The organism is Pedococcus sp. P2_F6, from assembly GCF_056403675.1.
Genome location: NZ_JBFUEZ010000003.1, coordinates 412,383 through 439,251 on the forward strand (window position 1 = coordinate 412,383; position 26,869 = coordinate 439,251).

Genomic DNA, 26,869 nt, shown 5'->3' on the forward strand with positions numbered 1-26,869 from the left:
GCCGCACCCAGCCACCGCCGTGCTGCGGACCTCAGCCTGTTGCGACCTCAGCGGTGGCCGGCCTCCAGCTCGAGGAGGTAGCGCTTGGCGGCCAGCCCACCGGCATACCCGGTCAGGGCACCGCTGGAGGCGACGATGCGGTGGCACGGGAGCACCACGCACAAGGGGTTCGCCCCGAGGGCGGCGCCGACGGCTCGCGCGGCCGTGGGCCGGTCCACGCGGGCAGCCAGCTCGCCGTAGGTCGCCCGGTCTCCGTAGCCGACTGTCGCCGCGAGCCGGGGCAGCACGGTCCGCTGGAAGTCGGACGCGAGCGCCAGGTCGGTGCGCAGCGTGAACTCCCGCGTCCGTCCGGCGAGGAAGTCCTCGAGCTCGCTGCGGGCGTCGTCCAGCTCGCGTGGTTGACGCAACACCCGCGGCGACACGCGTTCACTGAGACGCGTCAGGACATGGTCCTCGTCCTCGGTGGTCGGGACGAACGCCGAGGCGACGAGCGCGCCAGTGTCGTTGCGGGCCAACAGCATTCGGCCGATCGGAGTCTCCTCCACGACGTAGGAGACATCGCTCGGAGCGAGCACCGGAGGGTGCAGGTGGGCAGGACTCGGCTGGAAGCCGGCGAGGCGGGCAGCGGGGTCGGTCATGACACGTCCTTACGCAGGGTCGCGAGCGCGTCGCTCACGAGGCGCCGGCTCATGGCGGGCGAGGTGCCCAGCACGGTGGCGATGGTGGGGTGGTCGAGGTCGGCGACGTACTTGAGGACGACGGCTTCGCGCTGCCGGGCTGGCAGCGCCGCCACCGAGGCCCAGAGGGGTCCGTCGGGCAGCTCGGCGTCAGCGGCCGGAGCGGCCTCCCTGGCCGTCGACAACGACGCGGGGTCGTCGTGGGGCACCGCCCGGCGGGCCCGTTGCCGGTGCACGTCCATCGCGCACCGGTGCGTGATCGTGAGCAGCCAGCCGCGCAGGTTCCGTGCCGAGCCCAGCGTCGGGTAGGCCGCGAGCGCCTGCGTCCACGCCTGCTGGGCGACGTCGTCCCCGTCCACGGGGCCGGCGAGGGCGTGGGCGAGGCGCGCGACGTCACGCCAGTGCGCGTCCACGAGGGTCTGGAAGGCGGGCAGCTTCACACCCATGGAACGCCGCACCTCCCCATCGTGTGAGTCGCGTGAGTCCCGTGACCGGCGGGCCCGCGTGGGCCCGAGCCAGCGAGCCAACCGCCACCGTATGCCGCGTGTGCCGGGGCAGCCATCGTGCCGCATCTCGGCCCGAAGTCCCGAGCAGCGGGTGGGAATCGGCCTCGTGTGGAAACATGGTCTGGTGCTCGACGACGTCGTCCCTGCGCCCTTCCGGGGCGCTGCGCGACACACCCCACTCGTGATCGCCCACCGAGGTTCCAGCCTCGCCGAGCCGGAGCACACGCTGCGGGCCTACATGCGGGCCATCGAGGAGGGTGCGGACGCCCTGGAGTGCGACGTGCGGCTGACCGCCGACTCGCATCTCGTCTGCGTGCACGACCGCCGGGTCAACCGCACCTCCAACGGACGCGGCATCGTGTCCACCCTCGAGCTGGCGGAGCTGGAGGGCCTGGACTGGGGTTCGTGGAAGAAGGACCACGCTGGTGACCTCGAGCTCCCCGATCGCGACCGCAACCGCCTGCTCACGCTGCGCGCCCTGCTCACCACGGTCCTGGAGTCCGAACGCCCCATCGGCCTGGCCATCGAGACCAAGCACCCCACCCGCTATGCCGGGCTGGTCGAGCGTCAGCTCGCCCGGGTGCTGGCCGAGTTCGACCTCGACGGTCCCCGCCGTCCCGACCAGCACTGGGTGCGGGTCATGTCGTTCTCCCAGCTGGCCGTGCAGCGGATGCGCCAGCTGTGTCCGGGCGTGCCGGCGGTCTACCTCATCGAGGAGTCGGTGCCGCTGCGGTTCCGCGACGGGTCGCTGCCCAAGGGCATCCACACGGTCGGGATGGACATCAAGATCCTTCGGCGCTACCCCCAGACGGTGGCTCGGCAGCACCGCCACGGCCACGAGGTCTATGCCTGGACGGTCGACGAACCGGCCGACATCGAGCTCTGCCTGGAGCTCGGCGTCGACGCGATCATCAGCAACCGTCCGCGCGCGGTCCTCGACGCTGTGGAGGTCAGTAGATAGTCTCCGTGCGAACTCGCAACGATCGGACATGGGCACTGGGCATGGCAGCAGCACCACTGGGGGAACGCCCCCACCGCTCGCAACCGTCGTCGGCGGGGCGCGGCCGAGACGCGTCCCGGACTGTCCGGGTCCCGTGGCGTGCGACCTCGGTGGCCCAGATCCGCAAGGCGCTGGTCGACGACCTCGAGGGTCGTGACGTGCCCGCGGCCGTCATCGACGAGGCCGAGATCGTGGTGTCGGAACTCGTCTCCAACGCGGTCCGGCACGCCCGCGCCCTCGCCGACGGCAACCTGCGGGTGCACTGGAAGGTCAAGGGCGGCGTCGTCGAGGTCGAGGTGACCGACGGTGGCAGCGAGAGCACACCCCGTCCGGCTCCCCGCACGATCTGGGCGCCTTCGGGTCGAGGCCTGCGCATCGTCCGCAGCCTCGCCCACGAGTGGGGCGTCACCGAGGACCGCAACGGGTCGACGGTGTGGGCCTCCCTGGGCGGCCCCTCCCGGCGCCGCAGCCACTGAGCGCGACCTCCACCTCCGCCTTCCCCACCCCTCGCCCCCGCACCCCTCCCACTAGGGTTTGCGCCATGGGCAAGGCATCACGGCGCCGCAAGGGCGCAGACCACGGCACCGCCACGACGCGCGTCGACCCCGCACCGTTCGTCGCGCGGCCCTTCGAGGGCCTGCCCGGCGAGACCGACTGGGTCGCGATGCGCGAGATCCTCCCGGCCGCCACGGCCACCGTCACCTTCGCGAAGGGCCAGGCCCCCGAGGGGGCGCCCACCGAGGTGACCATCGCCACGGTGCTGCCCCTCGCGTGGCCGGGCCTGCACCGCGCCGACGGTGCGGTCTTCGTCGGCACCCAGTCGGGGTCCATCTCCGGGGACGCGTCGCGCGACCTCGCGACCTCGCTGTTGGCGGCCGCCTCTGCAGAGCAGGGCGTGCCCATCACCAGCACCCCAGCCTCGACGGCGCAGACTCCGCGGCTGCAGGACCTCCTCGACACCTCCGCGCCGTTCGAGGTGACGGTGCACGAGGGCTTCGACTTCTGGGTCGGTGACACCGAGCTCGACGACGAGGCGAAGGCCTCGCTCGACCGCGCCAACGAGTCGGTCATCCCCACCGTCAAGATGGCCGCGGCGCCGTCGGCCTACTGGTGCCGCATCGGTGAGCGCACCCACATCCGGCTCGTGCTGCCCGAGGACGAGGATGTCGCCACCGACGCCCTGGCCCGCCTGCACGCGAGCGGCGACAGCGGGCTCGGCGAGCCGACCCGCCTGCTCGGCGCGTTCCGCGCGGGCGGCCTGCTCGTGCCCGTCTGGGACCTCGAGCCCGACAAGACCTCCGACGACTACGAGGCCCCGCTCGCGGAGTTCATGACCAGGTATGCCGCGGCCTCGGCCGCCGACTCGCCCCTCACCGCGGAGGAGCGTCGGGCCCGGTCCGGACTGCTCAGCCGCCAGGTGACCCTGCGCTGACGGGCTGGGGTTGACATGACCGAGCCGACGGGACTCCGCTGACAATGGCCCAGCTGACATGACCCCACCCACGACCCAGCCCACCACCCCGACCGTGGCCGCCGTGATCCCGGCCAAGGACGAGGCAGACCGGATCGCTGCGACGGTTCGTGCCGTCCGCGGCATACCGGGGGTGGACCTTGTCGTGGTCGTCGACGACGGCAGCTCCGACGACACGGCCGAGATCGCCCGCGAAGCCGGCGCCGAGGTCGTGCGGCACGCGCGCAACAGGGGCAAGGCCGCGGCGATGACGACGGGGGCGGGCTACGTCGCCCGCCACGAAGGGGTCGAGGGCCGCGTCGGGGACTCCGGCGGCCGGCGACCCCTGCTCTTCGTCGACGGCGACCTCGAGGACACTGCTGCCAACGTCGCAGTGCTCGTGCCGCCGGTCCTCGAGGGGCGCGCCGACATGACCATCGCGACCCTGCCGCCGCAGAAGACGGCGGGCGGCGGGCACGGGTTCGTCGTCAGGCTGGCCCGCAAGGGGATCGAGGACCTCACCGGCTTCGTGGCCCACCAGCCGCTGTCGGGGATGCGGTGCATCTCGCGGCAGGCCTTCGACGCGGCCAGTCCGCTGGCCCGAGGCTGGGGTGTGGAGGTCGGGCTGACCGTCGACGTGCTGATGGCGGGCCTGCGCGTCGAGGAGGTGCCCTGCGAGCTGCACCACCGCGTGAGCGGCTCCGACTGGCGCGGCCAGGTGCACCGGGCCAAGCAGTACCGCGACGTCGCCCTCGCCCTGGCGCGCCGCCGGGCCCGGCGCGGGCTGCGCTGACCGGCGCGACGATGACGACGGCGGGTGGGGCCTCGACGTCCCTGCGGGGCAGGCTGGCGACGCCCGCCCTGACCCTGTCGTTCGCGCTCCTCCTGCTGGTGGGACTGGCCGGCCCCAGCGCGGCCAAACCCCCGCTGGGCCCGCGCGGCTGGGCGCCGGGAGACCTGGCCTGGTCACCCGGCGCGGCGCTCGTGACCGGGCTGCTGTGGACGGCATACCTCGTCGGCGCCTTGGGCGTCGTGGCGCGACTTCGCGCAGAGCCCTCCGTCGTGTCGGGGGCGTCGATGCTCGGTGCCGTCGCCACCCGGGCCCGACGCCGACTCGTCCCGGGCGGCTGGGCCCTTCCGGTGGGCCTCGCGGCGCTGGCGCTGCTCACCGGGCCGTTCGGCTCCGCCGACCACACGAACTACGCGGCCTACGGCCGGATCGCCGCCCTCGGCGGGGACCCCTACCTCACCCCGCCGAGCGCTTGGTCCGCCCTGGACCCGGTGACCTCGGCGGTCGAACCCCCGTGGACCCATACGGTCAGCGTCTACGGACCGTTCGCCACGCTCCTCCAGGCGCTGACCTCGCACGTGGCGGGGGCCAATGTCCGCGAGACCGTGTGGTGCTGGCAGGTCCTCGTCGTGCTGGCCTGGCTGGCGGTGCGGTTCCTCCTCCTGCGGGCGGGTGCGACGCCGCGACGCGTGGACACGCTGTGGACGTTCAACCCCGTGGTCTTCGGGGTCGGGGTGCTCGGTGCCCATGTCGACCTCGTCGCTGCCGCGCTGGCAGTTGCAGCCCTGGTGCTGGCGGCGCGAAATCCCTGGGCGGCCGGTGCCTTCGCGGGGCTGGCAGTGTCCTGCAAGGTCACCTACGGCGTGGTGGCGCTCGCGGTGCTGCTCGGCTGGTGGGCCCACGAGCGGTCCGGGTTCCTCAGCCGGGCGGGCCGGTTCGCGCTCGCCGCCCTCGTCCTCGTGGTTCCCCTGCACCTGTGGGCGGGACCGCACGTGTTCGACCAGCTGGACCGCGCTCGCCGGTCGATCTCGCTCGCGACACCGTGGCGGCTGCTCTACGAAGCCCTGAGCGGCCCGCTCACCTCGGGCCACGCCCGCACCGTGGTGACCTGGCTGGCCACGCTGTCGGTCCTGGTCTTCGTCGTGGTCCTCGCCAGGCTCACCAGACACCTCGCGCCGGCCACCTCGACCGGGACCGCGGTGCGGTGGGTGCTCGTGCTCAGCACGGCCTACACCGTCGGTGCGCCCTACTCGTTGCCGTGGTACGACCTGCTGACCTGGGCGACGCTGCCGGTCCTCGCGGCCAGTGTGCTCGACCTGATCCTGTTGGTGCGACTGGTCGCCATGGCCGTCGCCTACGTGCCGGGTCGGGTGGTCGGCATGACACCGGCGGTCCAACGCGTCACCCTGTGGGTGCGCCGCACCCCGGTGCCGTATGCCGCGCTGCTGGTGTGGGGGTGGCTCACCCTCGCCGCGAGGCGCGTGTCGTCGCAGAACCCCGAGCCTCGTCCTCCAGCACCCTGACGCTGACGGCGATGATGAGCGGGACCGCGATGATCGCGCCGTTGGCCGGGATCGCCACGCCCGAGTCGTTGATGGCGAAGCCGATGGTCATCGTGATCAGCAGGGCGATCAGGCCGGGCCGCAGGGTCGGGATCGCCTCGTAGGAGCGCTGCAGCGACCGCGACCCCCAGGACGTCGGGCGGGCCAGGATCACGATGACGAAGACCAGCGCGATCGGGACCAGCAGCGCGAGGGGGTAGTTGCCGAAGAGGATGTCGATGTTCTGCTGGAGCTTGCGCACGATGATGTCGCCCGCCTTGCCGGTGAAGATCGACCGGAAGAACCGCCCGAGGTGTGACTGGTTCTCGGTGCCTCGCAGGGAGTCGAGGAAGCCGACGAGGAGGAACAGGGCGATGGTCCCTCCGGCGAGGAGGGCGCCGCGGCGCCAGGTCATCCGGATGCCGAGGATGGCGAGCACGAGGTAGACCAGGCCCGGCAGCAACGCTGGGGGACCACCGCCGTCGGCACCCCACCCGGGGTAGCCGTCGACGACCACGGCCGCCAGCCCGATGGCCAACGCCGCCGCAGCCGCCACGCGCGGCCTGCCACGGCGGACGAAGTGGCTGGACACCGCGATACAGAGCAGCAGGGCAGCCGTGGCGAACAGCGCGAACGTCACGTTGCCCATGCCGTAGAAGCGGCCGCCGACAACGGGTTGCAGCCCCATCAGCGAGGAGATCTGGAGGTGCGACCCGAACATCACGTCGCCACCGAGGACGAGCAGGGTGGCCAGGGCGACCACGACCAGGGGTCCGGTGATGCGACGGGCCCACGGTCCGAGCAGCGCGATCGCCGAGATGAGGGCCACGAACAGCCCGACGCTGAGGACAGCCGCCACCATCGGGATGGGGAAGCGCCACCACGGCAGGAGGTTGGCCAGGAACGTCGCCGCCGGGATGGTGGCGGCGACCACCGCCACTCGTCGGGTGATGCGCAGCAGTCGCAGTCGTAGGTCGATCGACCCGAAGTCCCGGCGCCAGACGACAGCCGCCAGCAGGTAGATCGCGATCTGGGCGATCACGACGGCGTTGAAGAACGGTGGCACCAGCGGGTGGACCTCGTGGCTGGCCTGGTCGAAGTCCAGGAGGTGCCGCAGCCGGTCGCGGGCCGCGGCCTCGGAGTTGGGGCCCTCCTGTCCCCTCCGCAGCGCGAACCCACCCAGGGCGTCGGGGACCGGCACCCCGGCCGCGCTCAGGGCGGTCACGGTCAGGTCGGCCGACTGGACCAGGCCGTCCTGGCGGGTGGAGGGGGAGTAGAGCGTGCCGGAGCCATAGCTCGGACCCTTGGCCGCCACCAGGCGCAGCCGCTCGCTCATGCCCGCATCGGACAGGCTGGCGACGACCAGGTCGGACCCGCTGGGGGCGGCCGCCAGGACCTCGGCGATCCGCCGGTCGATGGCGGTGGCCTGCGCCTGCCGGGTGTCCGGCTCGCTGGTGACCTCGCGGTCGGGCAGGTCGTTCGGGTCGCGCAGGGAACCCACGTCGACGAGCGTGACCCGGCACCGCGAGAGCAGGCCGGTGAGCTCGCTGGGCTGCAACGCGGCATACCTCGGCACGGCGCCGGAGAGGTAGGCCGCGCCGACCCCGGCACCCGGCCCGACGGCCTGCACGCACTGCCTGTTGGAGGCGAGCTGCTCGCCGAGGGTGCCGAGCGTGGAGTCGAACTTGAGGGCGTCGGCAGCCTTGACGTAGGTGTTCCAGTCGGGCACGACGCCGCTGCTGACCTCGGGCACGGGCGGGCACGGGTCGGTGGTGCTGCGGGCGCCGTTCTTGCCAGTGCCCGGCGCTGCCGCGCGGTTGCCGGCCGACAGGCTCAGCCAACCGTCGACGGGGCACGTGTTGGGGAAGACCGAACGCACGGACAGCGCCGCCGTCGACCCGTCGCGCAGGAACGACCAGAGGGCGGGGGTGCCCTTCGCGTTCACGTCGCTCCACGTGAGGCCGCCCGTGCCGATCAGGATGATCGGGTTGGTCGCGGTGGCTGGGGTGGCGGCGACCGAGGTGGGCTGGTCCGCGGCGGCGGTCGCGCCTGGCAGCAGCACGGAGAGCAGGGTCACGAGGAGGAGGGAGAACAGGCCGGCGAGGGAGAGTCGGGCGCGGCGGGTCACCCGTACAGGCTACGGGTCGCGGCGCAGGACAGAATGGGGGCGTGACCACCGCGACCCCCACCGCCGCCGTGGCCCGAGGTCGAGGACACCGGTTCCGCACCCTGGGTCGCTCAGCCGGCTCCCGAGTGGCCGGCTGGTCGCCGGCAGCGCGGTGGAGCCTCGCGGTCGTGGTCGTCCTCGCCGGCGCGTCCATACCGGTGCTGCGCTACCTCGTCTTCTGGCCGCTGGACCAGTGGCAGGTCGACGTCGAGGTCTACCGCGAGGCAGGCGTCTCGATCCTCACCGGGCGACCCATCTACTCGGCCATGACCGAAGCCCCCCAGCTGCTGCCCTTCACCTATCCACCCTTTGCGGCAGTGCTTGCGGTTCCCTTGGCGTTGTTGCCTTTTGGTGCCATCGGCTGGCTGTGGACCCTGGCCCAGATCGCGGCGACTGCCGCCATCGTCTGGTATGCCGGGTGGCGCCTGATCCACCGCACCGGCACCCTCGCGCCGATCACCCTGGCGCTCCTCACGGTGCCGATGCTGTGGCTGCACCCGGTGTCGGACGGGATCCGGTTCGGCCAGGTCAACGCGTTCATGGTGCTCGCCTGCCTGATGGACCTGCGCACCCCGCGTCCGGGGCTGCTGCGCCGCGTCCCCGCTGGTGTCCTCGTCGGCCTGGCGATGTCGATCAAGCTGACCCCCGGTGTCTTCGTCGTGCACTACCTGGTCAACCGGCGGTGGAAGGAAGCCATCACCGCCGTGGTGACCGCGGTCGCCGTCACCCTGGGATCGTGGGTGCTGCTGCCCGAGGCGTCGTTCGCCTTCTGGGGCGGCGCGCTCCAGGACCCCGCTCGACTCGGTCCCAACGCCGGCACCTCCAACCAGAGCATCCGCGGCTTCCTGTTGAGGCTCGGCCCCCACGGACTGCCCGGTGATGCCCTCTGGCTGTTGCTGGTCGCCGTGGTGGGCTTCGTCGGGTACCAGCTCGCGCGACGCGCCTACCTCGCGGGCGACTCGATCAGCGAGGTCGCGGCCATCGGGCTGATGGCCGTGCTGCTGTCGCCGGTGGCCTGGATCCACCACCTGCACTGGATGGTCGTGGTCATCTTCGCCGTCCTGGGTGCAGACCCCTTGCGCGACCGCCGTCGCCTCGCCGCCGCTGCGGTCGTGACGGGCTTCTTCCTGTGCCGGCTGCCGTGGTGGGGCATCACCTGGCTGAGCCACCCGGACTGGCCACGCTGGTTCGGCCGGGTCCTGCAGAACTCCGACACGTTCGGCTCCCTGCTCGCCCTCGCCCTGCTGTGGTTGGCGTTGCACAGCAAGCCGGCCACGCGGCATACCCGCGGCTCGGAGGTTGGGGAGCGCGCCGAGGCCACGCCGTGAGGGTCGCGGTCCTGGACGACTACTCCGGGGCGTTCGCGCGGCTCCCCGCGGCGCGGCGGCTCGAGGGCCACGACGTGGTGGTGTTCACCGACTCGGCGCGCGGGGAGGCGCTGGCCGAGCGGCTCGACGGTTTCGACGCGGTGATCCTGCTCCAGCAGCGGACCCCCGTCCCTCGTGATGTGGTCGAGCGGCTCACCACGGTGCGGCTGCTGAGCCAGACGGGGCGCAACACCAGCCACCTCGACGTCGCCGCCTGCGCCGAGCGCGGGATCACCGTCTCCGCGGGAGGCGCGGGAGGTCCACAGGCCACCGCCGAGCTGACCTGGGCACTGATCCTGGCTGCCCTCCGCCACGTGCCCGCCGAGGTGCAGCGGTTGCGCGCCGGGCAGTGGCAGGCTTCGGTGGGCACGGGCTTGCACGCGAAAACCCTTGGTGTCTATGGCTTCGGTCGCATCGGCAGCCTCGTGGCCGAGGTGGGGCGGGCCTTCGGGATGCGCGTCCTCGTGTGGGGACGCGAGGGTTCGCTCGCCCGAGCGACAGAGGCCGGGTATGCCGCGGCCGCCAGTCGCGCCGCCTTCTTCGCCGAGTGCGACGTGCTGAGCGTGCACCTGCCTCTGGTCTCGGAGACGACCGGGATCGTCACGGCGGCCGATCTTGCCCTGATGAGGCCCGACGCGCTGTTCGTGAACACCTCGCGTGCCTCGATCGTCGCCCCCGGAGCGCTGGCTTCGGCCTTGGGGGCCGGGCGCCCCGGACGGGCCGCCGTCGACGTGTTCGAGGTCGAACCCGTGCTCGACGCCGCCGACCCGCTGCTGGCCCTGCCGAACCTGACGGCCACCCCGCACCTCGGGTACGTCGAGTGGGACGTCCTCGAGCGGCTCTACGACGCGGCGGTCGACCAGGTGCTGGCCTTCGAGGCGGGTGCGCCCGTCAACGTCGTGAGCTGACTTTCGTTCAGGCCTGACCCGTCCGCGCCCGACGTCCTTCGCCCAAGACTGCCTCACGCAAGACGTCCTCCGGGGGTCCGGACCATGGCGCTGCTTCGGCGCGTGCAGGTAGCCTCCGAGCAGCGGACCGCCGCCCCGGGTGCAGCGCCGGGCCCGGCGACCGGGGAACGGAGTGACCCGTGGCCAAGCCGACGATCCTGGCCGTCGACGACGACCCCGTCGTGTCCAAGGCCATCACCCGCGACCTGCGGGACCGCTTCGGCGCCGACTACCGCGTGGTCGGGGCCACGTCGGGGGCGGGTGCGCTGGAGCTGCTGACCGAGTTCACGCTGCGGGGGCGTTCCATCGCGCTCGTGGTGTCCGACCAGCGGATGCCGCGGATGACCGGGATCGAGCTGCTCGAGCAGGTGCGCGGCCTGAGCCCGGACACCAAGCTGTTGCTGCTGACCGCCTATGCCGACACGGACGTCGCCATCCGGGCCATCAACGACATCGGGCTCGACTACTACATGCTCAAGCCCTGGGACCCGCCGCAGGACAAGTTCTTCCCCGTGGTCGAGGACCTGCTCGGGGACTGGCACGAGACCCACCGCGACGACGCCAGTCAGCTGCGGGTGGTGGGCCACCGCTGGTCCGACCGCAGCCAGGAGGTCAAGACCTTCCTCGCGCACAACCACGTGCCGTACCGGTGGCTGGACGTCGAGCGGGACGAGGGCGCCCGTGAGCTGGCCGAGCTCGCAGGGGCCAAGGCCTCCGACCTGCCCCTGGTCCTCGTCCCGGACGCCGAGCCGCTGCGCAGCCCGAGCAACCGCGCGCTCGCCGACGCGCTTGGTCTGCACACGCTGGCCGACGCCCCGCTGTACGACCTGTGCATCGTGGGTGGTGGCCCGGCGGGACTGGCCGCCGCCGTCTATGCGTCGTCGGAGGGACTGCGGACCGTCGTCGTCGAGCGCGACGCGCCTGGCGGGCAGGCGGGACAGAGCGCGTCCATCGAGAACTACCTCGGCTTTCCCAAGGGGCTGTCAGGGGCCGACCTCACCCACCGGGCCGTGGCGCAGGTGGCCAGGTTCGGCGCCGAGATGGTGGTCGCGCGTGAGGCGGTCGGCCTGCGGACCAGGGGTCCGGTGCGCTCGGTGGTGATCGACGGTGCCGACGAGCTCGAGGCACGGGCCGTGGTCGTCGCGACGGGAGTGTCCTACCGCCGCCTCGAGGCGGACGGCCTGGACGAGCTGGGGGCGCGGGGGGTCCACTACGGTGCCTCGGCCAGCGAGGCGGCCCAGTGCGAGGGTGAGGAGGTCTACGTCGTCGGAGCCGCGAACTCTGCGGGCCAAGCGGCGCTGAACCTCGCGCGCTTCGCCAAGAAGGTGGTGATGCTGGTCCGCGGCGCCGGGCTCGAGCTGACCATGTCGCAGTACCTGGTCGCGCGGATCCGGGCCTGCACCAGCATCGAGGTGCGGGTGGGGTGCGAGGTCGTGGCTGCGCGCGGCGACGGGCACCTCGAGTCCCTGACCTTGCGCGACCGGGCGACCGGCGCGACCGAGGAGGTCGAGACCTCGTCCTTGTTCATCTTCATCGGGGCGATGCCACGCACCGACTGGTTGGGGGACGAGGTGGTTCGCGACGACCACGGCTTCATCGTGACGGGCCAGGACCTGCTGGTTGGCCCCGGCCGCCCGGCCTGGACGGCGGACCGTCCGCCCTATGCCCTGGAGACGAGCATCCCCGGCGTCTTCGCGGCGGGGGACGTGCGCCTCGACTCGATGAAGCGCGTGGCTTCGGCCGTGGGCGAGGGCGGCATGGCGGTCTACCTCGTCCACCGCTTCCTGGCGACGACGTGAGGCGCCGACGTGGGGACGACGTGATGGGGAGGCTCGATGGGCGCCGGTGAGCTGAGGGACCTCACGCTGTTCGACGGACTCGCCGACGAGCAGCTCGACCGGCTCTGGACCGCGGGCACGGAGTGGCCCTTCGAGACCGGCGACGTGCCCTTCCGCGAGGGGAAGCCGGCCGACTTCTGGTGGGTGCTCCTCGAGGGGTCGCTCAGCCTGGCGCGTCGGGTGGGGCAGCAGGAGACCGAGCTCGGGGTGATGAGCTCGCCGGGGCAGTGGGCTGGTGGCTTCCAGGCCTGGGACGCGCACGGCGTCTACATGGCCACGGCCCGCGGCGTGGTCCCCGGGCGGCTGCTCCGCGTCCCGGCCGAAGCACTCGGCGATGTCGCGCGGGAGTGGTTTCCGTTCGGCGTCCACCTCATCTCGGGGCTGGTCAACACGGTTCGGAGCATCGAGGCCAAGGCCCGCCAGCGCGAGTCGCTGGTCGCGCTCGGCACCCTGGCGGCAGGGCTCGCGCATGAGATCAACAACCCGGCCTCGGCGGCGACCCGCGCCGTCGACGCCCTGGACCAGGCCACGGAGGCGCTGCTGGCCTCGTTGCGGCGGCTCGGCGAGAACGCCATGACCGCAGAGCAGTTCGTCGCGTTGGACACCCTGCGTCGAGGCATCTCTCCAGCCGCTCAGGACCTCGACGCACTGGCCATCGCCGATCGCGAGGAGGAGCTGGCCGAGTGGCTCGCCGCTCACGACGTCGAGCGTGACTGGGTCATCGCCCCGCCGTTCGCCGCGGCCGGAACCGGTGTCGACCTCTTCGAACGGGCCGCTGCCGACCTGCACCCGGGCCAGCTCGAGCCCGGCCTGGAGTGGATCGCCAGCTCACTCACCGTGGTGGGGCTGCTGGGCGAGATCCGGGAGGCGACCCACCGCGTCTCGGAGCTGGTGGCCGCGGTCCGCTCCTACTCCCAGCTGGACCGGGCGCTCGTGCAGCGAACCGATGTCACCGAGGGCCTGGAGAGCACGCTGGTCATGCTCGGCCACAAGCTCCGCGGCGGGGTCACCGTGGTCCGCGACTACGCCCCCGACCTCCCCCTCGTCGAGGCGATCCCCGGCGAGCTCAACCAGGTCTGGACCAACGTGATCGACAACGCGGTGGATGCCATGGAGGGCTCGGGCAGCCTACGGATCACGGTGCGGGGCATCGAGGACGGCGTCGTCGTGGAGATCGCCGACGACGGTCCCGGGTTCCCCGACGACGTGGCGGCCCACGCGTTCGAACCCTTCTTCACCACCAAGGAGGTCGGAAAGGGCACCGGCCTCGGCCTCGACATCTCCCGTCGGATCGTCGTCGAGCGCCATGGGGGCGACATCTCACTGGAGCCCGGGGACGGCGGCGGCGCGGTCGTGGTGGTGCGGCTGCCGCTGCGCCCGGCCGAGGGCTGACCGCCTGACCCCACTGCGCCGTCCGCGCCCTGCCTCAGATGGTGATGACCTCGAAGATCTGCAGGACGGTCAGCGCAGCCAACAGGAGGCAGACGGCACCACCGATGCGCCGGATCGTGGCGAGCTTCACCCTGGCGAGCAGGGCTCGTCCGAGGACGGCTGCGAGGCCGGACACGGCTGCCAGCGCGAGGAACGCCCCGATGAAGACCGACACGGGTTCCTTGAACTGCAACACCATCGAAGCCGTCAGCAGCTGTGACAGGTCGCCCCACTCGGCGAGGAAGAGCACGCCGAACGACACCCCGATCGCCTTGAGGCCGACGGCGGTCGCCGCCCCCTTGTGGGCGAACTCCTCCTCGGTCTCGGCCTCCTCCTCGTCAGCCTTGGCAGCGCCGTGGAGCAGGATGAACCCACCCACGAGGAACATCACCGCCGCGAAGATCTCCACCGGTCGCTTGGGCAGCTGCGACAGGAGCCCTCCGACGGTGACTGCGACGGCGGTCTGCACGAGGAACGCCAGGGACACCCCGATCCAGACGTACAGCGGCCGGAACCGGGTCGCCAGCACGAGGGTCGCGATGAAGGTCTTGTCGGGCAGCTCGACGAGAAAGATCGAGCCGAACACGATGGCCATGGTGGCGAGGTCGAAATCCATATCGCGTCGACTGTATCCGCGGCGCCCCAATACGCTGACGGGGTGTCCGACCCCCAGACCCTCGCCGCGGCAGCGCTCGTTGTCGCCGTGGTCTCGATGGTGGTCGCACTCGTCGCCGTCGTCAGGATCGCGCGGGTCACGGCCAGGCTGCGCGTGATCGAGGGCCAGCGCCCCGTCGGCACCGGCGACCTCGCCGCTCTTCGGGCCGACATCGCCCAGGCGCTCCGCCACGTCGCCGTCGTCCGCTACGACGCGTTCGGTGACATGGGTGGCCGGCTGTCCTTCAGTGCTGCCGTGATCGACGACCAGGGTGACGGACTGGTCTTCTCCTCGATCCACGCCCGCGGCGAGTCCCGCACCTACGCGAAGGGCATCGTCGGCGGTGGCTCCGACGCGACCCTCACCCCCGAGGAGCAGCAGGCCCTCGCTGCCGCCCGCACCGGATCCCAAGGAGCCTGACCTCCGTGACCACACCAGTGACCAGACACGGCTACTTCGGCCCCGCGGGCACCTTCACCCAGATGGCGCTGAACGCGTGGGGTCCGGCCGAAGGCCAGGAGCACGTCGCCATCGCGTCGGTCGAGGCCGCCCTGGGTGCCCTGCGCGCCGGCGACATCGACGCGGCCATGGTGCCGATCGAGAACTCCGTCGAGGGCGGCGTGAGCGCCACCCTCGACGCGCTGGCCAGCGGTGACCCGCTGGTGGTGGTGGGCGAGGTCCTCGTCCCCATCACCTTCGTGCTCGCCGCCCCTCCCGGTATGCCGCTCGAAGAGGTCCGCGCCGTCGGCACCCACAGCCACGCCTGGGCACAGGTCCGCGGCTGGATGGGCGCCCACCTTCCGGACGCGGTCTACGTCCCGACGTTGTCGACGGCGGCCGCCGCAGCCGGCCTGGCCGGCAGCCCTGCGTTTGATGGACAGCCGGCGAACGCGGCATACCAGGCGGCGGTCTGTGCTCCGATCGCCGCGGCGAACCACGGCCTCGAGGTGCTCGCGGAGGACATCGGCGACAACGCGTCGGCGGTGACGCGGTTCGTCTCCGTCGCCCGGCCGGGGCAGCTGCCTGAACGCACCGGCGCCGACAAGACCACGCTGGTGCTGTTCCAGCGCGACGACCACGCCGGTGGGCTGCTTGAGCTGCTGGAGCAGTTCGCCGTGCGCGGCATCAACATGTCGCGACTGGAGTCCCGCCCGACGAAGTCCTCGATGGGCGACTACTGCTTCTCGATCGACATCGAGGGCCACGTCCTCGACGAGCGCGTCGGCGAGGCCCTGCTCGGGCTCAAGCGGGTCTGTGCGGACGTGCGGTTCCTCGGCAGCTATCCCGCCGCCCACGGTGCCGCGGTGCACGTCACGCCCCACACCAGCGACGCGGCCTTCGGCGAGGCCCGCGTCTGGCTGCGCTCCCTGCGCGGTACCTGACGACGCCCTGTTGGCTACTTCTTCTCGCGCCAGACGCGCTCGAAGGGCAGTCGCCAGGCGTGGGGGGCGATCAGCTGGTGGATCGCGTTCGGACCCCAGCTGCCGACGGGGTAGGGCTTGGCCTCCGGCGGGTTGTCGAGCAGCGGCTGCGAACGCTCCCACAGCGACTCGATGCCCTCGGCCGTCGTGAAGAGCGTGTGGTCGCCGCGCATGGCGTCGAGGATGAGCCGCTCGTAGGCCTCGAGGACGTCGCCGACCCGCTCGGTCTCCCGGGTGGAGAACTGCATCGACAGCTTCTCCAGACGCATGCCGGGGCCAGGTCGCTTGCCGTAGAACGACAGCGACACCTTCGACTCGTCGGCGAGGTCGAAGGTCAGGTGGTCCGGGCCCGCGTTCCCGACCCCGGAGTGGGTCGGGAACATCGACCGTGGCGCCTCCTTGAAGGCGATCGAGATGATGCGTGCACCGTCGGCCATCTTCTTGCCGGTGCGCAGGTAGAACGGAACACCGGCCCAGCGCCAGTTGTCCAGCCCGACCTTGAGCGCGATGAACGTCTCGGTGTCGGAGTCGGGGGCGACGCCGTTCAGCCCGGTGTAGCCGGCGAACTGACCCCGGACCACGTCAGAGGGGTCGATCGGCAGCAGCGACCGGAAGACCTTGTTCTTCTCCTCGGAGATGGCCCGGGGCTCCAAGGCGGTCGGGGGTTCCATGGCGACGAACGCGAGCACCTGGAACAGGTGGGTGACCACCATGTCCTTGTAGGCGCCGGTGGCCTCGTAGAAGTTGGCCCGCTCGTCCAGCCCCAGGGTCTCGGGGATGTCGATCTGCACGTGGTCGATGAAGTTGCGGTTCCAGATCGGCTCGAACAGCCCGTTGGCGAAGCGGAAGGCGAGGATGTTCTGCGCCGCCTCCTTGCCGAGGAAGTGGTCGATCCGGAAGACCTGGCTCTCGTCGAACGTCTCGTGCACGGTGTTGTTGAGGGCGATCGCGCTCGCGAGGTCCGTGCCGAACGGCTTCTCCATCACGACCCGTGAGCGGGCCACGAGGTCGGCGTCCCGCAGCATGGTGATGACCGCGACCGCTGCCTTGGGCGGGACCGACAGGTAGTGCAGCCGCAGCGCATCGGGCCCGAGCGACTCCTCGGCGCGCTTGACGGCCTCTGCCAGCGGCTCGGGGCCGGCCGACTGGGGGATGTAGACGAGGTTGTCGTCGAACCGCTCCCACTGTTCCGCCGTGAGGGGATGCGTCGCGAACTCGTCGACGGCCGTGCGCGCGAACTCGCGGAACTGCTCGTCGGTCATCTCCTCGAGCGAGGTACCCACGACCCGGATGGCGGGCGCCAGCTCGGACGTCGCGAGATGGGCCATGCCGGGCAGCAGCTTGCGACGCGCCAGGTCGCCAGTGGCCCCGAACAGCACGATGACGTGCGGATCGGCCTTCTCCACGGCGCCGCGCGAGCTGCGTGCGTCAGCGGCGGGATACGAGATCGTCTGGGCGCTGGGCGCGGTCTGCTCGGGCACCTTCCGATACTTCCACCGCAGCCGGGCCCGCGCACCCGGTTGTCCAGCGATTTGACGCGCAGGCTTAGGTAAGGCTTACCTTGGTTCCAATAACGCACCATCGACATGCCGGAAATCAGGTCAACGTGCTCGTCAGCAACGCGCTCATCGGACTCCGTGAAGGACTGGAGGCCGCGCTCGTCGTCGTCATCCTCGTCGCCTTCCTCGTCAGGACCGACCGCCGCTGGGCGCTGAAGGCCGTCTGGACGGGCGTCGCGCTGGCCGTCGTCCTCTCGGTCGGGCTCGGCGCGCTGCTCACCTTCGGCACCCGGCAGCTGTCCTTCGAGACCCAGGAGCTGATCGGCGGCAGCGCCTCCGTGCTCGCGGTCGCGTTCGTCACGGCCATGGTCTTCTGGATGCGGACCGCGGCCCGGACCATCTCGGGCGAGCTCAAGGGCAAGCTCGACCAGGCGCTGTCGGTCGGTGGCTGGGCCGTGGCCCTGGTCGGCTTCCTCGGCGTGGGTCGTGAGGGACTCGAGACGGCCCTGTTCTTCTACGCCAGCGTCCAGACGGCAGGAAGCGGCACGGTCCAGCCCCTGGTGGGCTTCCTCCTCGGCATCGCCGTCGCAATCGTCCTCGGGGTGCTCATCTACCGCGGCGCCGTGCACATCAACCTCTCGATGTTCTTCCGCTGCACCGGGATCGCGCTCATCGTGGTCGCTGCCGGAATCCTGTCCTACGGCGTCCACGACCTGCAGGAAGCCGCCTTCCTGCCCGGGCTGGGCTCGCTCGCCTTCGACGTGAGCAACGCCGTGCCGCCCGACTCGTGGTACGGCACGTTGCTCAAGGGCACCGTCAACTTCACGCCCAACACCACCTGGCTCCAGGCGATCGCTTGGACCACCTACCTCGCCGTCGTCATGACCCTCTTCCTGCGGCCGGCTCCAGCCCGACAGGTCCAGCCGTCATACCCATCGCACGCCACCTCACCACTCACCTAGGAGCACCATGCGCATCCTCCCCGTCCCCGCCGCCCTCGGGGTGGCCGTCCTGCTGGCGACCTCCGCGTGTGGCAGCTCCGACGAGGCCGGCGCCGCCGGTGGGAAGGGTCCGATCGCGGTCGAGGCGACGGACACCTCGTGCAAGGTCGCCCGCAGCGAGGCCGCGACCGGGACCGTCGAGTTCACGGTCAGGAACACCGGCTCCAAGGTCAACGAGTTCTACCTCTACGGCGACGGTGACCAGATCATCGGTGAGGTCGAGAACCTCACCCCCGGCCTGACCCGCACGTTCCACGTCGAGGTCGCGAGCCCCGGCACCTACCAGACCGCGTGCAAGCCGGGCATGAAGGGCAAGGGGATCCGGGCCGACTTCGCCGTCACGGGCAGCCCCAGCAGCAAGAGCAGCCAGGCACCCGATGCCGCCATGGGCGCCGCGGTGAAGACCTACCAGGCCTTCGTGTCGGCGCAGTCCGACGAGCTGCTCACCCGGACCACCGAGTTCGTGGGCCTGGTCAAGGCCGGCAAGGTCGAGGAGGCGAAGGCTGCGTTCCCGGTCGCCCGAGGACCGTGGGAGCGGATCGAGCCGGTCGCGGAGTCGTTCGGCGACCTCGACCCGATGATCGACGGCCGTGAGGACGTCGTCGAGGAGGGCATCGAGTTCACCGGCTTCCACCGCCTCGAGAAGGACCTGTGGGTCACCGGTCTGCAGGCCGACTCCGGTGCGATCGCCGACAAGCTGCTGGTCGACGTCACGAAGATCGTGGCAAAGGCCAAGGCCGTCACGCTCAACCCGCTGCAGCTGGCCAACGGCGCCAAGGGGCTGCTCGACGAGGTCGCCGTGGGCAAGATCACCGGCGAGGAGGACCGCTACAGCCACACCGACCTCTACGACTTCGACGAGAACGTCAAGGGGTCCAAGGCCGCGCTCGACGCCCTGCGCCCCGTGCTGAAGACACGCGACGCCGCCCTGCTCGCGAGGATCGACGCCGGGTTCGCGGCCCTCGACACCGAGCTCGACGAGTACCGCACCGACGCCGGCTTCCAGCTCTACACCGCCCTGACCAAGGACCAGGTCAAGGCGCTGTCCGTCGCCGTCGACGCGGTGGGCGAGGACATCTCGAAGGTCGCCGGAGTGGTCGCCCAGTGACCGACCTCTCCCGTCGGCGGCTGCTGGGCGTCAGCGCGGGCGCCGCCGTCGCCGGCGCGGTCGCGGGCGTCGGTGGAGCGTATGCCGCGCGGGCAGCTTCCGGCGTGGGCGACGGTTCCGCTGTGGTGGGTTCGGCTGGGGCCGGGGACGCCGAGGTGGCGTTCCGGGGTGAGCACCAGCCGGGGATCATCACCCCCGCCCAGGACCGGATGCACTTCGTCGCCCTCGACGTGGTCACCAAGGACCGGGCAGAGGTCGCCGAGATGCTGAAGGCGTGGACCCGGGCCGCCGAGCGGATGACCGTCGGGGCCGAGGCGGCGCCGGGCGGTGTCGTCGGGGGCGGCCCCTACCGCGCACCCGAGGACACCGGCGAGGCCTACGACCTGGACGCGTCGGACCTGACGATCACCATCGGCTACGGGCCGTCCCTCTTCGACGACCGGTTCGGGCTCGCCGATCGCCGCCCAGCCGCGCTCAAGGACCTCCCCGGCTTCGTGGGCGACGACCTCGACCCGGCCCGCAGTGGGGGAGACCTCTGCATCCAGGCCTGCGCCAACGACCCCCAGGTCGCCGTGCACGCCGTGCGCAACCTGGTCAGGATCGGCTTCGGGGTGGTGTCCGTGCGCTGGAGCCAGCTCGGCTTCGGGCGGACCTCTTCGACCACTCGCAGCCAGGTGACCCCTCGCAACATGTTCGGGTTCAAGGACGGCACCAACAACCTCAAGGCCGAGGACACCGCCGCCCTGGCGAAGCACGTGTGGGTGCAGCCGGACGACGTCCCGGGCGCGAGTGCCTGGATGGCCGGCGGCTCCTACCTCGTGGCCCGTCGCATCCGGATGCACATCGAGATCTGGGACCGCACGACGTTGCAGGAGCAGCAGGAGATCATCGGTCGGGACAAGGGCGAGGGCGCTCCCCTGGGCCAGAAGGCCGAGTTCGACGCCGTGGACTTCACGAAGAAGGGTGCCGACGGAAACCCCGCCATCCCGGTCGACGCCCACGTGGCGCTCGCCCACGAGAGCCGGCTGAACGGCATACGCATCCTGCGCCGTGGCTACAACTTCACCGACGGGTCGGACGGGCTGGGACACCTCGACGCGGGCCTGTTCTTCATCGGGTTCATGCGCGACACGCACGCGCAGTTCGTGCCCATGCAGCGGTCACTGGCAGCAAAGGACGGGCTCAACGAGTACATCGAGCACACCGGCTCGGCAGTCTTCGCCTGCCCGCCCGGCCTCGGCCCGGACGAACACTGGGGTCAAGCGCTGTTCGGCTGAGGTCGCTCGTGGGCCAGGCCCACGGTCAGCGGAGCGCGACTGACCAGAAACCTAGAGTTGCATAGGCACTTCTTCTGTGGTTTGTTTGGGCATGCATCCGAATGCTTGGGTGTATGTCCATATCCATTTCGTGTCCGGGCTCGCCGGCGCGGAAGTACAGGGGGGAAACACATGCGACGTTGGAAAGCGGTCCTGGTGACCGTTGCGGCTGCGGTACTGCTCATCGGTCAGGCGTCAGGGGCGCAGGCAGCCGACCACACCACGGACGGAGTGGTGCAGCACTCAGTGGGTCTGGACCAGGAGGTCCGAGAGGTCACCGGTGCGGTGGACCTGGCGGGTGTCACCATCACCGCCCCGCGGGATCGCAGGGCCTACGCGACGCAGGACGCCGTGATCGCGGCGCTGGAGGAGGGACAGACGACCGCGGCGTTCGGCTTGTCGGCGGCGGGGGAGCTCCAGGCGGACGGCTCGGTCGTCCTGAGCAGGGAGGTGTCCCCGGGAGTGCGGATGACTGCCGGGATCGCCCCACCGTGGGCCAAGGATGCCAGCGGCAGGTCACTGGCGACCTGGTACGTGCTCGACTCGTCCCGCCGGCTCCTGACCCAGCACGTCGACACGTCGGGAGCGACCTACCCGATCGCGGCCGACCCCCGACTGACCTACGGGTGGGGGATCTACCTGAACGTCACCGGAGCTGAGGCCAAGGCGATCGGCAGCGCGGTGATCGCCATGGGTGGGGCGGGAGCCGTGGTGGCCTGTTCGGGGCTGTCGAAGTTCCCGGTCCTCGTTGGTCGCGTCGTGCAGCTCTTGTGCACGGTGGTCGGCGTTCCCACGATCCGAGCCATCCTCAACTCGATCGTCTCCCTCTGGCGCACTGGAGGAAGCACCTCGAGCTCCACGTGCTACCAGAGGCGGATCGTCGGACCCTCCACCGGGTGGTACCAAGTAGCCTTGCGAAACTGCACTGGATGAGGTGGGCGCCATGAGGACTGTCGATTTCCTCGCCGTACTCGCGGCCTGGACCGCCGGAGCGCTGTGCCTCTGGTGGACGGAGAGCTGGCTCGTCGCGGTGGCCGTCTGCTTCGCGCTGACGTGGCTGTATCACCGCTTCGGCCGCCGGCGCGTGGCAGACCGGCTGACGCGACGCCAACGTGACTACGACGCGGCAACCGACGGACGGTTGACGACGCACCACTGAGACGACCGACGGCAGACGGGGGTGGKGGCGGGAGACCGCCACCACCCCCCACTCGCGCACGTCATCGGATCGCTCGGCGCGGGCGCGGTGCCGATACCACTGGAAGACGAGCACCGCGCAGACGACCCCGTTGACCAAACCGGCGACCACGTCGGAGATGTGGTGGGCGCCTCGGTAGAGCCGGGCCATCCCGACGAGGAACGGGAGGACCGCGCACACGGCCATCGACAGGCGGCGGAGCCAGGGGCGCTCGATGCGGGTTGCTGCCATGAGGAGCAGCGAGAAGTACAACGCGGTGGACGCACCGGTGTGACCGCTGGGATAGCTGGTCGTGGGCGGCGAGGTGTCCATGGGGTTGGCCGGCGGGCGCGCCCGTCCGACCGCCAAGGTCAGGAACAGGAAGATCGTCGCCTGCAGCGAGATCGAGATGAGCGGAACCACTGACCACCGCCACTCGCGGGTGCGCCACCAGATGAGGGCGACGGCGATGAGGCACACGCCGATGACGATCTCGGTGTTGCCCAGCCTCGAGAAGACCCAGCTGACCGGGTTCCAGAAGTCGGTCCGGTCACGGCTGAGCGCCCTCGCCGTCCGGTCCTCGGCCTTGTCGATCGCCGACAGCGGTCCGGTGATGAGCAGGCCGAGGCCGGCCAGCACCCCGAAGAGGACTACGCCGGGTGCGACGGTCCGGGTGAGGAGGTCGCGGCCGTCTTGCCAATGAATCCGAGCCATGAGGAGAACGTAATGCCAACTCCGAGAATCCACCCAGCCAGCACGTCGCTGGCGAAGTGCACACCGAGGAAGATGCGGTCCAGACCCACGGCCAGGGCGAAGACCACAGCGACGGTCGTGGCCACGCGCCTGGCCACCGGCGAGAGCAGCGGCCACAGCAGGAAGACGAGGGTGGTCGCGACGATCGCGGCGTTCGAGGCGTGACCTGAGGGGAACGAGTATCCCGGGGCGTGCGAGATCGGGTCGTCGACGACCGGCCGGGTCCGCTGCACGAGCAGTTTTGCGTCCAGGGCCAGGTTCCAGCCGATCATCATCGTGACGAACGCCCACAGCGCGCGGTTGAGCAGCCCCTTGGCGAGCCAGGCCCACAGGCAGACCAGCGTCGCCACGATGTACACGACCCATGGCTGGCTCACCGCCTGAAGCGCAATGAGGGCGCTGCCCGCTCCGACCGACCGCGTGAGGTCGGTGGCCCGGTCGGCGATGGCGTTGTCCAGGTGGACGAGGGGGTCGAACTTCTGCCGCACCGCGAACCCGAGCATGGCGAACGGCACCGCGAACAGCACCATGGCCGCGGCCCCGCGAAGCAGCCGCGCGGTGCGCGACGTGCGGGCTGGTGACGTGGTGGTGGCCATCAGTCCAGCGATCCGACGCGAACGACGAGGGCGCCGGGGACGACCTCCGCGGCGATCGCGCGAGCCTTGCCGAGCGTGTCACCGTCGATCTGGACCTCCTGCGGACGATCGCTGCGCACCCGGACCGACGGGCTCGTGTAGTGGTCGACGATCTGGTGGCCCTTGCGCTTCTTGGACGCGAGCCGCGCGGCCACGGCGGCCCACCCCACGACCCCCTTGGGCGACAGGATGACCATGTCCAGCTGGCCGTCGTCGACCTCGGCCTCGGGCATCAGCACGAGTCCGCCCAGCAGCTTGCCGCAGTTGCCGATGACGACGGTGCGGGCCCGCCGGGTGAACTCCTCCTGGTCCTCCACCTTGACGCGCACCTTGAACTGCGGGCCGCGGAGGTTCCGGGTGCCCGAGACGACGTATGCCGCGGGGCCCACCTTGGCCTTGAGCCCCTCCGGGGCATCGGCCATGATCGCGGCGTCGAAGCCGAGACCGGCCATGACGAGGAAGATGTGGCTGGCCGGCCGGTCATCCTCGCCGGAGGTGTCCATCGTGAGGCGCCCGACGTCGACCCGCTTGTTCTGGCCGGTCAGGGCGATCCGCAGCGCGTCGCCGAGGTCGTCCACGGGCAGGTCGAGGTTGCGGGCCAGCAGGTTGCCGGTCCCCCCGGGCAGCAGGCCCATGGGGGTCTCGCTCCCGACCATCGCCTCGGCCACGGCGCGCACGGTGCCGTCACCGCCGAGGGGGCAGATCAGGTCCACGCCCTTGGCCAGGGCCTGCTGGGCCTGTCCCGTGCCGGGGTCGCGTTCCGTGGTGAGGATGAACAGCGGCTCGGCCCAGCCGTGGTTGACGGACTGCTCGGTGATCTTCCTGCGTACCGCCGCCACGTCGTCGAACTTGGTCGGGTTGACGATGATCGCTGCGCGGCGGACGGGCGAGTCGGGCACGGAGCCCTCAGGGCGGAAGTCGTTGCGGTGCGGACGACGGCCCCACCGACGGCCACGGTGGGCTCCGCCGGCACCGAGCCCGCGCATCCCGGCCCACCCGGCGACGCCGAGGGCGAGCAGGATGACGAGGACGATCGCCCCGAGGGCGATCCAGCCGGAGTGTTCGCGAAGCACGGGCCGACGCTACCCCACGGGCGGCGTGCCATCGCCACAGGTCAGAGCCCCGTGACGCCCTCTCGGGGGTTGCGTGCCGCGGTCGGCGGCTACCGTGGTCGGCATGGGTGACCTCGACGCCGCCGCGAACGACCAGATCGTCCCCGACACCAAGGACTGGACCTGGACCCTGGACAGGCCCTGTCCTGACTGCGGATTCGACGCGGGATCGGTAGCGCGGGCCGACATCGCACCGTTGACCCTGGCGTCGACCGCGCCGTGGACCGCCGTGCTCGAGCGCGCCTCCGCCCGGGAACGGCCGGCTCCCACCGTGTGGTCGCCACTGGAGTACGCGTGCCACGTCAGGGACGTGTGCAGGGTCTTCAAGGGCAGGGTCGAGCTGATGCTGGAGCAGGAGGGGCCGCAGTTCGCCAACTGGGACCAGGACGAGACAGCGGTGGCCGACCGCTACGGCGAGCAGGACCCGGCCGTGGTCAGTGGTGAGGTCCAGCAGGCTGCTTCCGCCGTCGCGGCGGTGTTCGCGGCGGTGCCCGACGACGCGTGGGAGCGGACCGGCCTGCGCAGCGACGGGTCCGGGTTCACGGTGCACACCCTGGGGCAGTACTTCCTGCACGACCTCGCCCACCACCTCGTCGACGTCGGCGCCTGAGCCCACCGCGCGGCATACCCCGGTCCGAGGGTCCGCCGCGCCGCGGCGCACGGGGCGACGCGGCTGCTGGTCAGGCCTTCTGGGGGTGGCCCGTGAGGGCGGCAGCCCCGCCCATCGCCAGGAAGATGCCCCCTGAGACGTACTTCTGCCGCTCCACCGCCCGCGGGTGGCGGGCCAGCCACAGGCCCAGCGAGCCGGCGGTGAGCGCGTACACACTGTCGAAGACGGCCCCGATCACGACGAAGATCGCGCCGAGGACGAGCACCTGCGACCAGATCGCGCCGGACTCACGGTGCAGGAACTGCGGGAAGAAGGCCACGAAGAAGACTGCCGTCTTGGGGTTCGAGATGCCCACGAGGAACGCGTCGCCGAACGCACGGCGGGAGTTGGTGACCGGGGCGCGGTCGAGGGAGAAGTGCCCCTTGCTGCGGAACTCGCGGATGGCGAGCCACACCAGGTATGCCGCGCCGGCGTACTTCACGACGGAGAAGGCCAGGACCGAGGAGCTGATCACCGCGGAGAGACCGAACGCCGTGGCCACCACCATCACCGCTGTCGCCGTCTCGATGCCGGCCATCGAGGCGACCGCGAGCCGGCGGCTGCCCTGCCCGATCCCCCGGGAGATGAGGAACAGCATCGCTGGACCGGGCAGCAGGATGAGCGCGGTCGCGGCGAGGGCGAACGACGCGAGGGTGGGCGTGGACGGCATACCCGCAAGGATCGCGCCCGGCCGGCCCCGAGGGCAACGGGATTCGGCGTCTGCTCGGACCCCGAGATGGTTCGTCAGACCCCGAGATGCTTGCGGGTCAGGGTCGCTGCCTGCTCGACGATCTCGATGCCCTGGGCCAGGGACGTCGCCTTCTGGCTGAGGACAGCCAGCCGCAGGTCCAGCGACGGGCCGGTGATGCGTCCGATGCTGTTGACGATCCACCGCTTGCCGAGCGTCGAGCGGGGCAGCCAGCCGTTCTTGAGGCTGACGCTGTCGCCCCGGTGGGCGGCGGCGCTCACGCCCCACTTCTGCTCGGCGATGACGTCCTCCATGAGGTCGAGGAGCACCGCCCCCGATCGGGCGTTGAGTGGTGAGCCCTTCGTCCCCGCCGCGCTGACCGCCTCGACGAACCGCAGCTGGTCGCGAGCGGTCGTCCGGGTCAGGCCCCAGCTGTAGTCGAAGCACTGGGTCGCCCTCATCCCGAAGCGCTCGTTCGCGTCCTCCATGCCGTCCGCGAGCCCGATCTCGCGGAACAGCGTCCAGGCGGACTCGTGGTCGCTGACCCGGATCATCTGGGATGCGACGGCCAGCTGGCGGGCCGAGATGCGGGAGCCACGGTCCTGCAGCTGGAGCAGCAGAGCCGCCAGGATGTCGGCCTTCGCGATCGAGGCCGTCTCGATGGTCGTGTCGGCGCCCCAGGCGAAGGACCGCTTCGACCGTGCCTCGGTGGCCGCCACCCCCAGGTCGACGCCATGGCGGCGGGAGAGGGCGGACAGCTCGTCGCGCAGTGCCGCCAGCGTGGGGGCGGGTCGGGCGGATGCCTTCGTCGGAGCGGGGACCCGGCTGGTCGCGGACGCGGTGCCGGTGGTGGGCAGCGTGGTGGGCATGGCGGTGGTCGTCGAAGGCGTCGGCGGGCTCGACGTCTCGTCCGCCAGACCGGTCGTGGGGGACGGCGTCCCTTGCGCGCGCTCGCGGCCACATGCTGCCGCGACGCCGAGCGGCGCCAGGAGCAGGAGGTGCCGCCGCGTGAGCATGCACGCATTGTGACCTGCAACGGGCAGCGCGCGCCCCTTTCACCCCCGGGTCATCGGGCGATCCAGCGGGCGCCTCGCCCGTCGGATCCCTCGAGGAGTGCGGTGGGGCAGCGCCTCCGAGAGGG

25 protein-coding genes are annotated in these 26,869 nt (G+C 71.3%); 15 read left to right on the forward strand and 10 right to left on the reverse strand.

Annotation, left to right across the window (positions count from 1 at the left end):
- Nucleotides 1-47: 47 nt before the first annotated feature.
- Nucleotides 48-638 (reverse strand): methylated-DNA--[protein]-cysteine S-methyltransferase, encoded by a 591-nt coding sequence (locus AC1DWP_RS09955; RefSeq protein WP_477614302.1) that lies wholly within the window; start codon nucleotides 636-638, stop codon nucleotides 48-50.
- Nucleotides 635-1,135 carry an RNA polymerase sigma factor gene (locus AC1DWP_RS09960; RefSeq protein WP_477614303.1) on the reverse strand — a complete coding sequence of 167 codons (501 nt, stop codon included), beginning with the start codon at nucleotides 1,133-1,135 and terminating at the stop codon, nucleotides 635-637. Before AC1DWP_RS09960 ends, AC1DWP_RS09955 begins: the two co-directional genes overlap by 4 nt.
- A 229-nt stretch (nucleotides 1,136-1,364) precedes the next feature.
- Between AC1DWP_RS09960 and AC1DWP_RS09965 the strand changes: the two genes are divergently transcribed.
- The 5 genes from AC1DWP_RS09965 to AC1DWP_RS09985 all read left to right on the forward strand — a co-directional run bounded on the left by AC1DWP_RS09965 (nucleotide 1,365) and on the right by AC1DWP_RS09985 (nucleotide 5,946).
- On the forward strand, nucleotides 1,365-2,144 hold the full coding sequence (locus AC1DWP_RS09965; protein ID WP_477614304.1) for a glycerophosphodiester phosphodiesterase: 780 nt from the start codon (nucleotides 1,365-1,367) through the stop codon (nucleotides 2,142-2,144).
- Between the two features lie 41 nt (nucleotides 2,145-2,185).
- Nucleotides 2,186-2,659, forward strand: coding sequence for an ATP-binding protein (locus AC1DWP_RS09970; protein ID WP_477614305.1), 474 nt, complete (start codon nucleotides 2,186-2,188; stop codon nucleotides 2,657-2,659).
- Nucleotides 2,660-2,724: 65 nt separating this feature from the next.
- Complete coding sequence (locus tag AC1DWP_RS09975) at nucleotides 2,725-3,615, forward strand: DUF5926 family protein (protein ID WP_477614306.1); 891 nt, start codon at nucleotides 2,725-2,727, stop codon at nucleotides 3,613-3,615.
- 58 nt (nucleotides 3,616-3,673) lie between these two features.
- Entirely contained in the window at nucleotides 3,674-4,426 is a 753-nt protein-coding gene (locus AC1DWP_RS09980; protein WP_477614307.1) for a glycosyltransferase, read from the forward strand.
- Nucleotides 4,427-4,437: 11 nt separating this feature from the next.
- Nucleotides 4,438-5,946, forward strand: a complete 1,509-nt coding sequence (locus AC1DWP_RS09985) for an MptA/MptB family glycosyltransferase (RefSeq protein WP_477614308.1) — start codon at nucleotides 4,438-4,440, stop codon at nucleotides 5,944-5,946.
- On the opposite strand, the gene AC1DWP_RS09990 is transcribed toward AC1DWP_RS09985, so the two are convergent.
- Nucleotides 5,885-8,092, reverse strand: a complete 2,208-nt coding sequence (locus AC1DWP_RS09990) for a hypothetical protein (protein ID WP_477614309.1) — start codon at nucleotides 8,090-8,092, stop codon at nucleotides 5,885-5,887. The two genes, AC1DWP_RS09985 and AC1DWP_RS09990, sit on opposite strands and share 62 nt — an antisense overlap.
- A 41-nt stretch (nucleotides 8,093-8,133) precedes the next feature.
- Between AC1DWP_RS09990 and AC1DWP_RS09995 the strand changes: the two genes are divergently transcribed.
- The 4 genes from AC1DWP_RS09995 (at nucleotide 8,134) to AC1DWP_RS10010 (ending at nucleotide 13,675) form a co-directional block, all read left to right on the forward strand.
- Complete coding sequence (locus tag AC1DWP_RS09995) at nucleotides 8,134-9,459, forward strand: glycosyltransferase 87 family protein (protein ID WP_477614310.1); 1,326 nt, start codon at nucleotides 8,134-8,136, stop codon at nucleotides 9,457-9,459.
- On the forward strand, nucleotides 9,456-10,406 hold the full coding sequence (locus AC1DWP_RS10000) for a D-2-hydroxyacid dehydrogenase family protein (protein WP_477614311.1): 951 nt from the start codon (nucleotides 9,456-9,458) through the stop codon (nucleotides 10,404-10,406). The genes AC1DWP_RS09995 and AC1DWP_RS10000 overlap by 4 nt, the downstream gene beginning before the upstream one ends.
- Before the next feature lie 179 nt (nucleotides 10,407-10,585).
- Nucleotides 10,586-12,244: an FAD-dependent oxidoreductase gene (locus tag AC1DWP_RS10005; RefSeq protein WP_477614312.1), complete on the forward strand. Its 1,659-nt coding sequence runs from the start codon at nucleotides 10,586-10,588 to the stop codon at nucleotides 12,242-12,244.
- A gap of 36 nt (nucleotides 12,245-12,280) precedes the next feature.
- Entirely contained in the window at nucleotides 12,281-13,675 is a 1,395-nt protein-coding gene (locus AC1DWP_RS10010) for an ATP-binding protein (protein ID WP_477614313.1), read from the forward strand.
- 34 nt (nucleotides 13,676-13,709) lie between these two features.
- Here the strand turns inward: AC1DWP_RS10010 and AC1DWP_RS10015 are convergent, their stop codons facing one another.
- Entirely contained in the window at nucleotides 13,710-14,330 is a 621-nt protein-coding gene (locus AC1DWP_RS10015) for a TMEM165/GDT1 family protein (protein WP_477614314.1), read from the reverse strand.
- Nucleotides 14,331-14,426: 96 nt separating this feature from the next.
- Here AC1DWP_RS10015 and AC1DWP_RS10020 point away from each other — a divergent pair, with 96 nt between their 5' ends.
- Nucleotides 14,427-14,789, forward strand: a complete 363-nt coding sequence (locus AC1DWP_RS10020; protein WP_477614616.1) for a DUF4446 family protein — start codon at nucleotides 14,427-14,429, stop codon at nucleotides 14,787-14,789.
- Nucleotides 14,786-15,751, forward strand: a complete 966-nt coding sequence (gene pheA / locus AC1DWP_RS10025; RefSeq protein ID WP_477614617.1) for a prephenate dehydratase — start codon at nucleotides 14,786-14,788, stop codon at nucleotides 15,749-15,751. The genes AC1DWP_RS10020 and pheA overlap by 4 nt, the downstream gene beginning before the upstream one ends.
- Nucleotides 15,752-15,765: 14 nt before the next feature.
- On the opposite strand, the gene zwf is transcribed toward pheA, so the two are convergent.
- Complete coding sequence (zwf, locus tag AC1DWP_RS10030; RefSeq protein ID WP_477614618.1) at nucleotides 15,766-17,196, reverse strand: glucose-6-phosphate dehydrogenase; 1,431 nt, start codon at nucleotides 17,194-17,196, stop codon at nucleotides 15,766-15,768.
- Between the two features lie 200 nt (nucleotides 17,197-17,396).
- Between zwf and efeU the strand changes: the two genes are divergently transcribed.
- The 3 genes from efeU to efeB are packed head-to-tail and all read left to right on the forward strand — an operon-like array spanning nucleotide 17,397 to nucleotide 20,675.
- The gene (gene efeU / locus AC1DWP_RS10035; RefSeq protein WP_477614315.1) at nucleotides 17,397-18,251 is read left to right on the forward strand and encodes an iron uptake transporter permease EfeU; all 855 of its coding nucleotides are present in this window, start codon (nucleotides 17,397-17,399) and stop codon (nucleotides 18,249-18,251) included.
- 7 nt (nucleotides 18,252-18,258) lie between these two features.
- Nucleotides 18,259-19,398: an iron uptake system protein EfeO gene (gene efeO / locus AC1DWP_RS10040; protein ID WP_477614316.1), complete on the forward strand. Its 1,140-nt coding sequence runs from the start codon at nucleotides 18,259-18,261 to the stop codon at nucleotides 19,396-19,398.
- A complete protein-coding gene (gene efeB / locus AC1DWP_RS10045; RefSeq protein WP_477614317.1) occupies nucleotides 19,395-20,675 on the forward strand; it encodes an iron uptake transporter deferrochelatase/peroxidase subunit in 1,281 nt (426 codons plus the stop codon). Before efeO ends, efeB begins: the two co-directional genes overlap by 4 nt.
- An 847-nt stretch (nucleotides 20,676-21,522) precedes the next feature.
- Here efeB and AC1DWP_RS10050 read toward each other — a convergent pair.
- From AC1DWP_RS10050 to AC1DWP_RS10060, 3 genes are read right to left on the reverse strand one after another with little or no spacing between them, the layout of a single operon-like run.
- Nucleotides 21,523-22,605: a phosphatase PAP2 family protein gene (locus AC1DWP_RS10050; RefSeq protein ID WP_477614318.1), complete on the reverse strand. Its 1,083-nt coding sequence runs from the start codon at nucleotides 22,603-22,605 to the stop codon at nucleotides 21,523-21,525.
- Nucleotides 22,542-23,240, reverse strand: a complete 699-nt coding sequence (locus tag AC1DWP_RS10055; RefSeq protein ID WP_477614319.1) for a phosphatase PAP2 family protein — start codon at nucleotides 23,238-23,240, stop codon at nucleotides 22,542-22,544. Before AC1DWP_RS10055 ends, AC1DWP_RS10050 begins: the two co-directional genes overlap by 64 nt.
- A complete protein-coding gene (locus AC1DWP_RS10060) occupies nucleotides 23,240-24,352 on the reverse strand; it encodes a diacylglycerol/lipid kinase family protein (RefSeq protein ID WP_477614320.1) in 1,113 nt (370 codons plus the stop codon). The genes AC1DWP_RS10055 and AC1DWP_RS10060 overlap by 1 nt, the downstream gene beginning before the upstream one ends.
- Before the next feature lie 103 nt (nucleotides 24,353-24,455).
- Between AC1DWP_RS10060 and AC1DWP_RS10065 the strand changes: the two genes are divergently transcribed.
- A complete protein-coding gene (locus AC1DWP_RS10065; RefSeq protein ID WP_477614321.1) occupies nucleotides 24,456-25,001 on the forward strand; it encodes a DinB family protein in 546 nt (181 codons plus the stop codon).
- Between the two features lie 70 nt (nucleotides 25,002-25,071).
- Here AC1DWP_RS10065 and AC1DWP_RS10070 read toward each other — a convergent pair whose 3' ends face one another.
- Together AC1DWP_RS10070 and AC1DWP_RS10075 are read right to left on the reverse strand one after the other, a co-directional pair.
- Nucleotides 25,072-25,710, reverse strand: coding sequence for a LysE family translocator (locus AC1DWP_RS10070; protein WP_477614322.1), 639 nt, complete (start codon nucleotides 25,708-25,710; stop codon nucleotides 25,072-25,074).
- Between the two features lie 74 nt (nucleotides 25,711-25,784).
- A complete protein-coding gene (locus tag AC1DWP_RS10075) occupies nucleotides 25,785-26,744 on the reverse strand; it encodes a serine hydrolase (RefSeq protein ID WP_477614323.1) in 960 nt (319 codons plus the stop codon).
- Nucleotides 26,745-26,869: the final 125 nt, after the last annotated feature.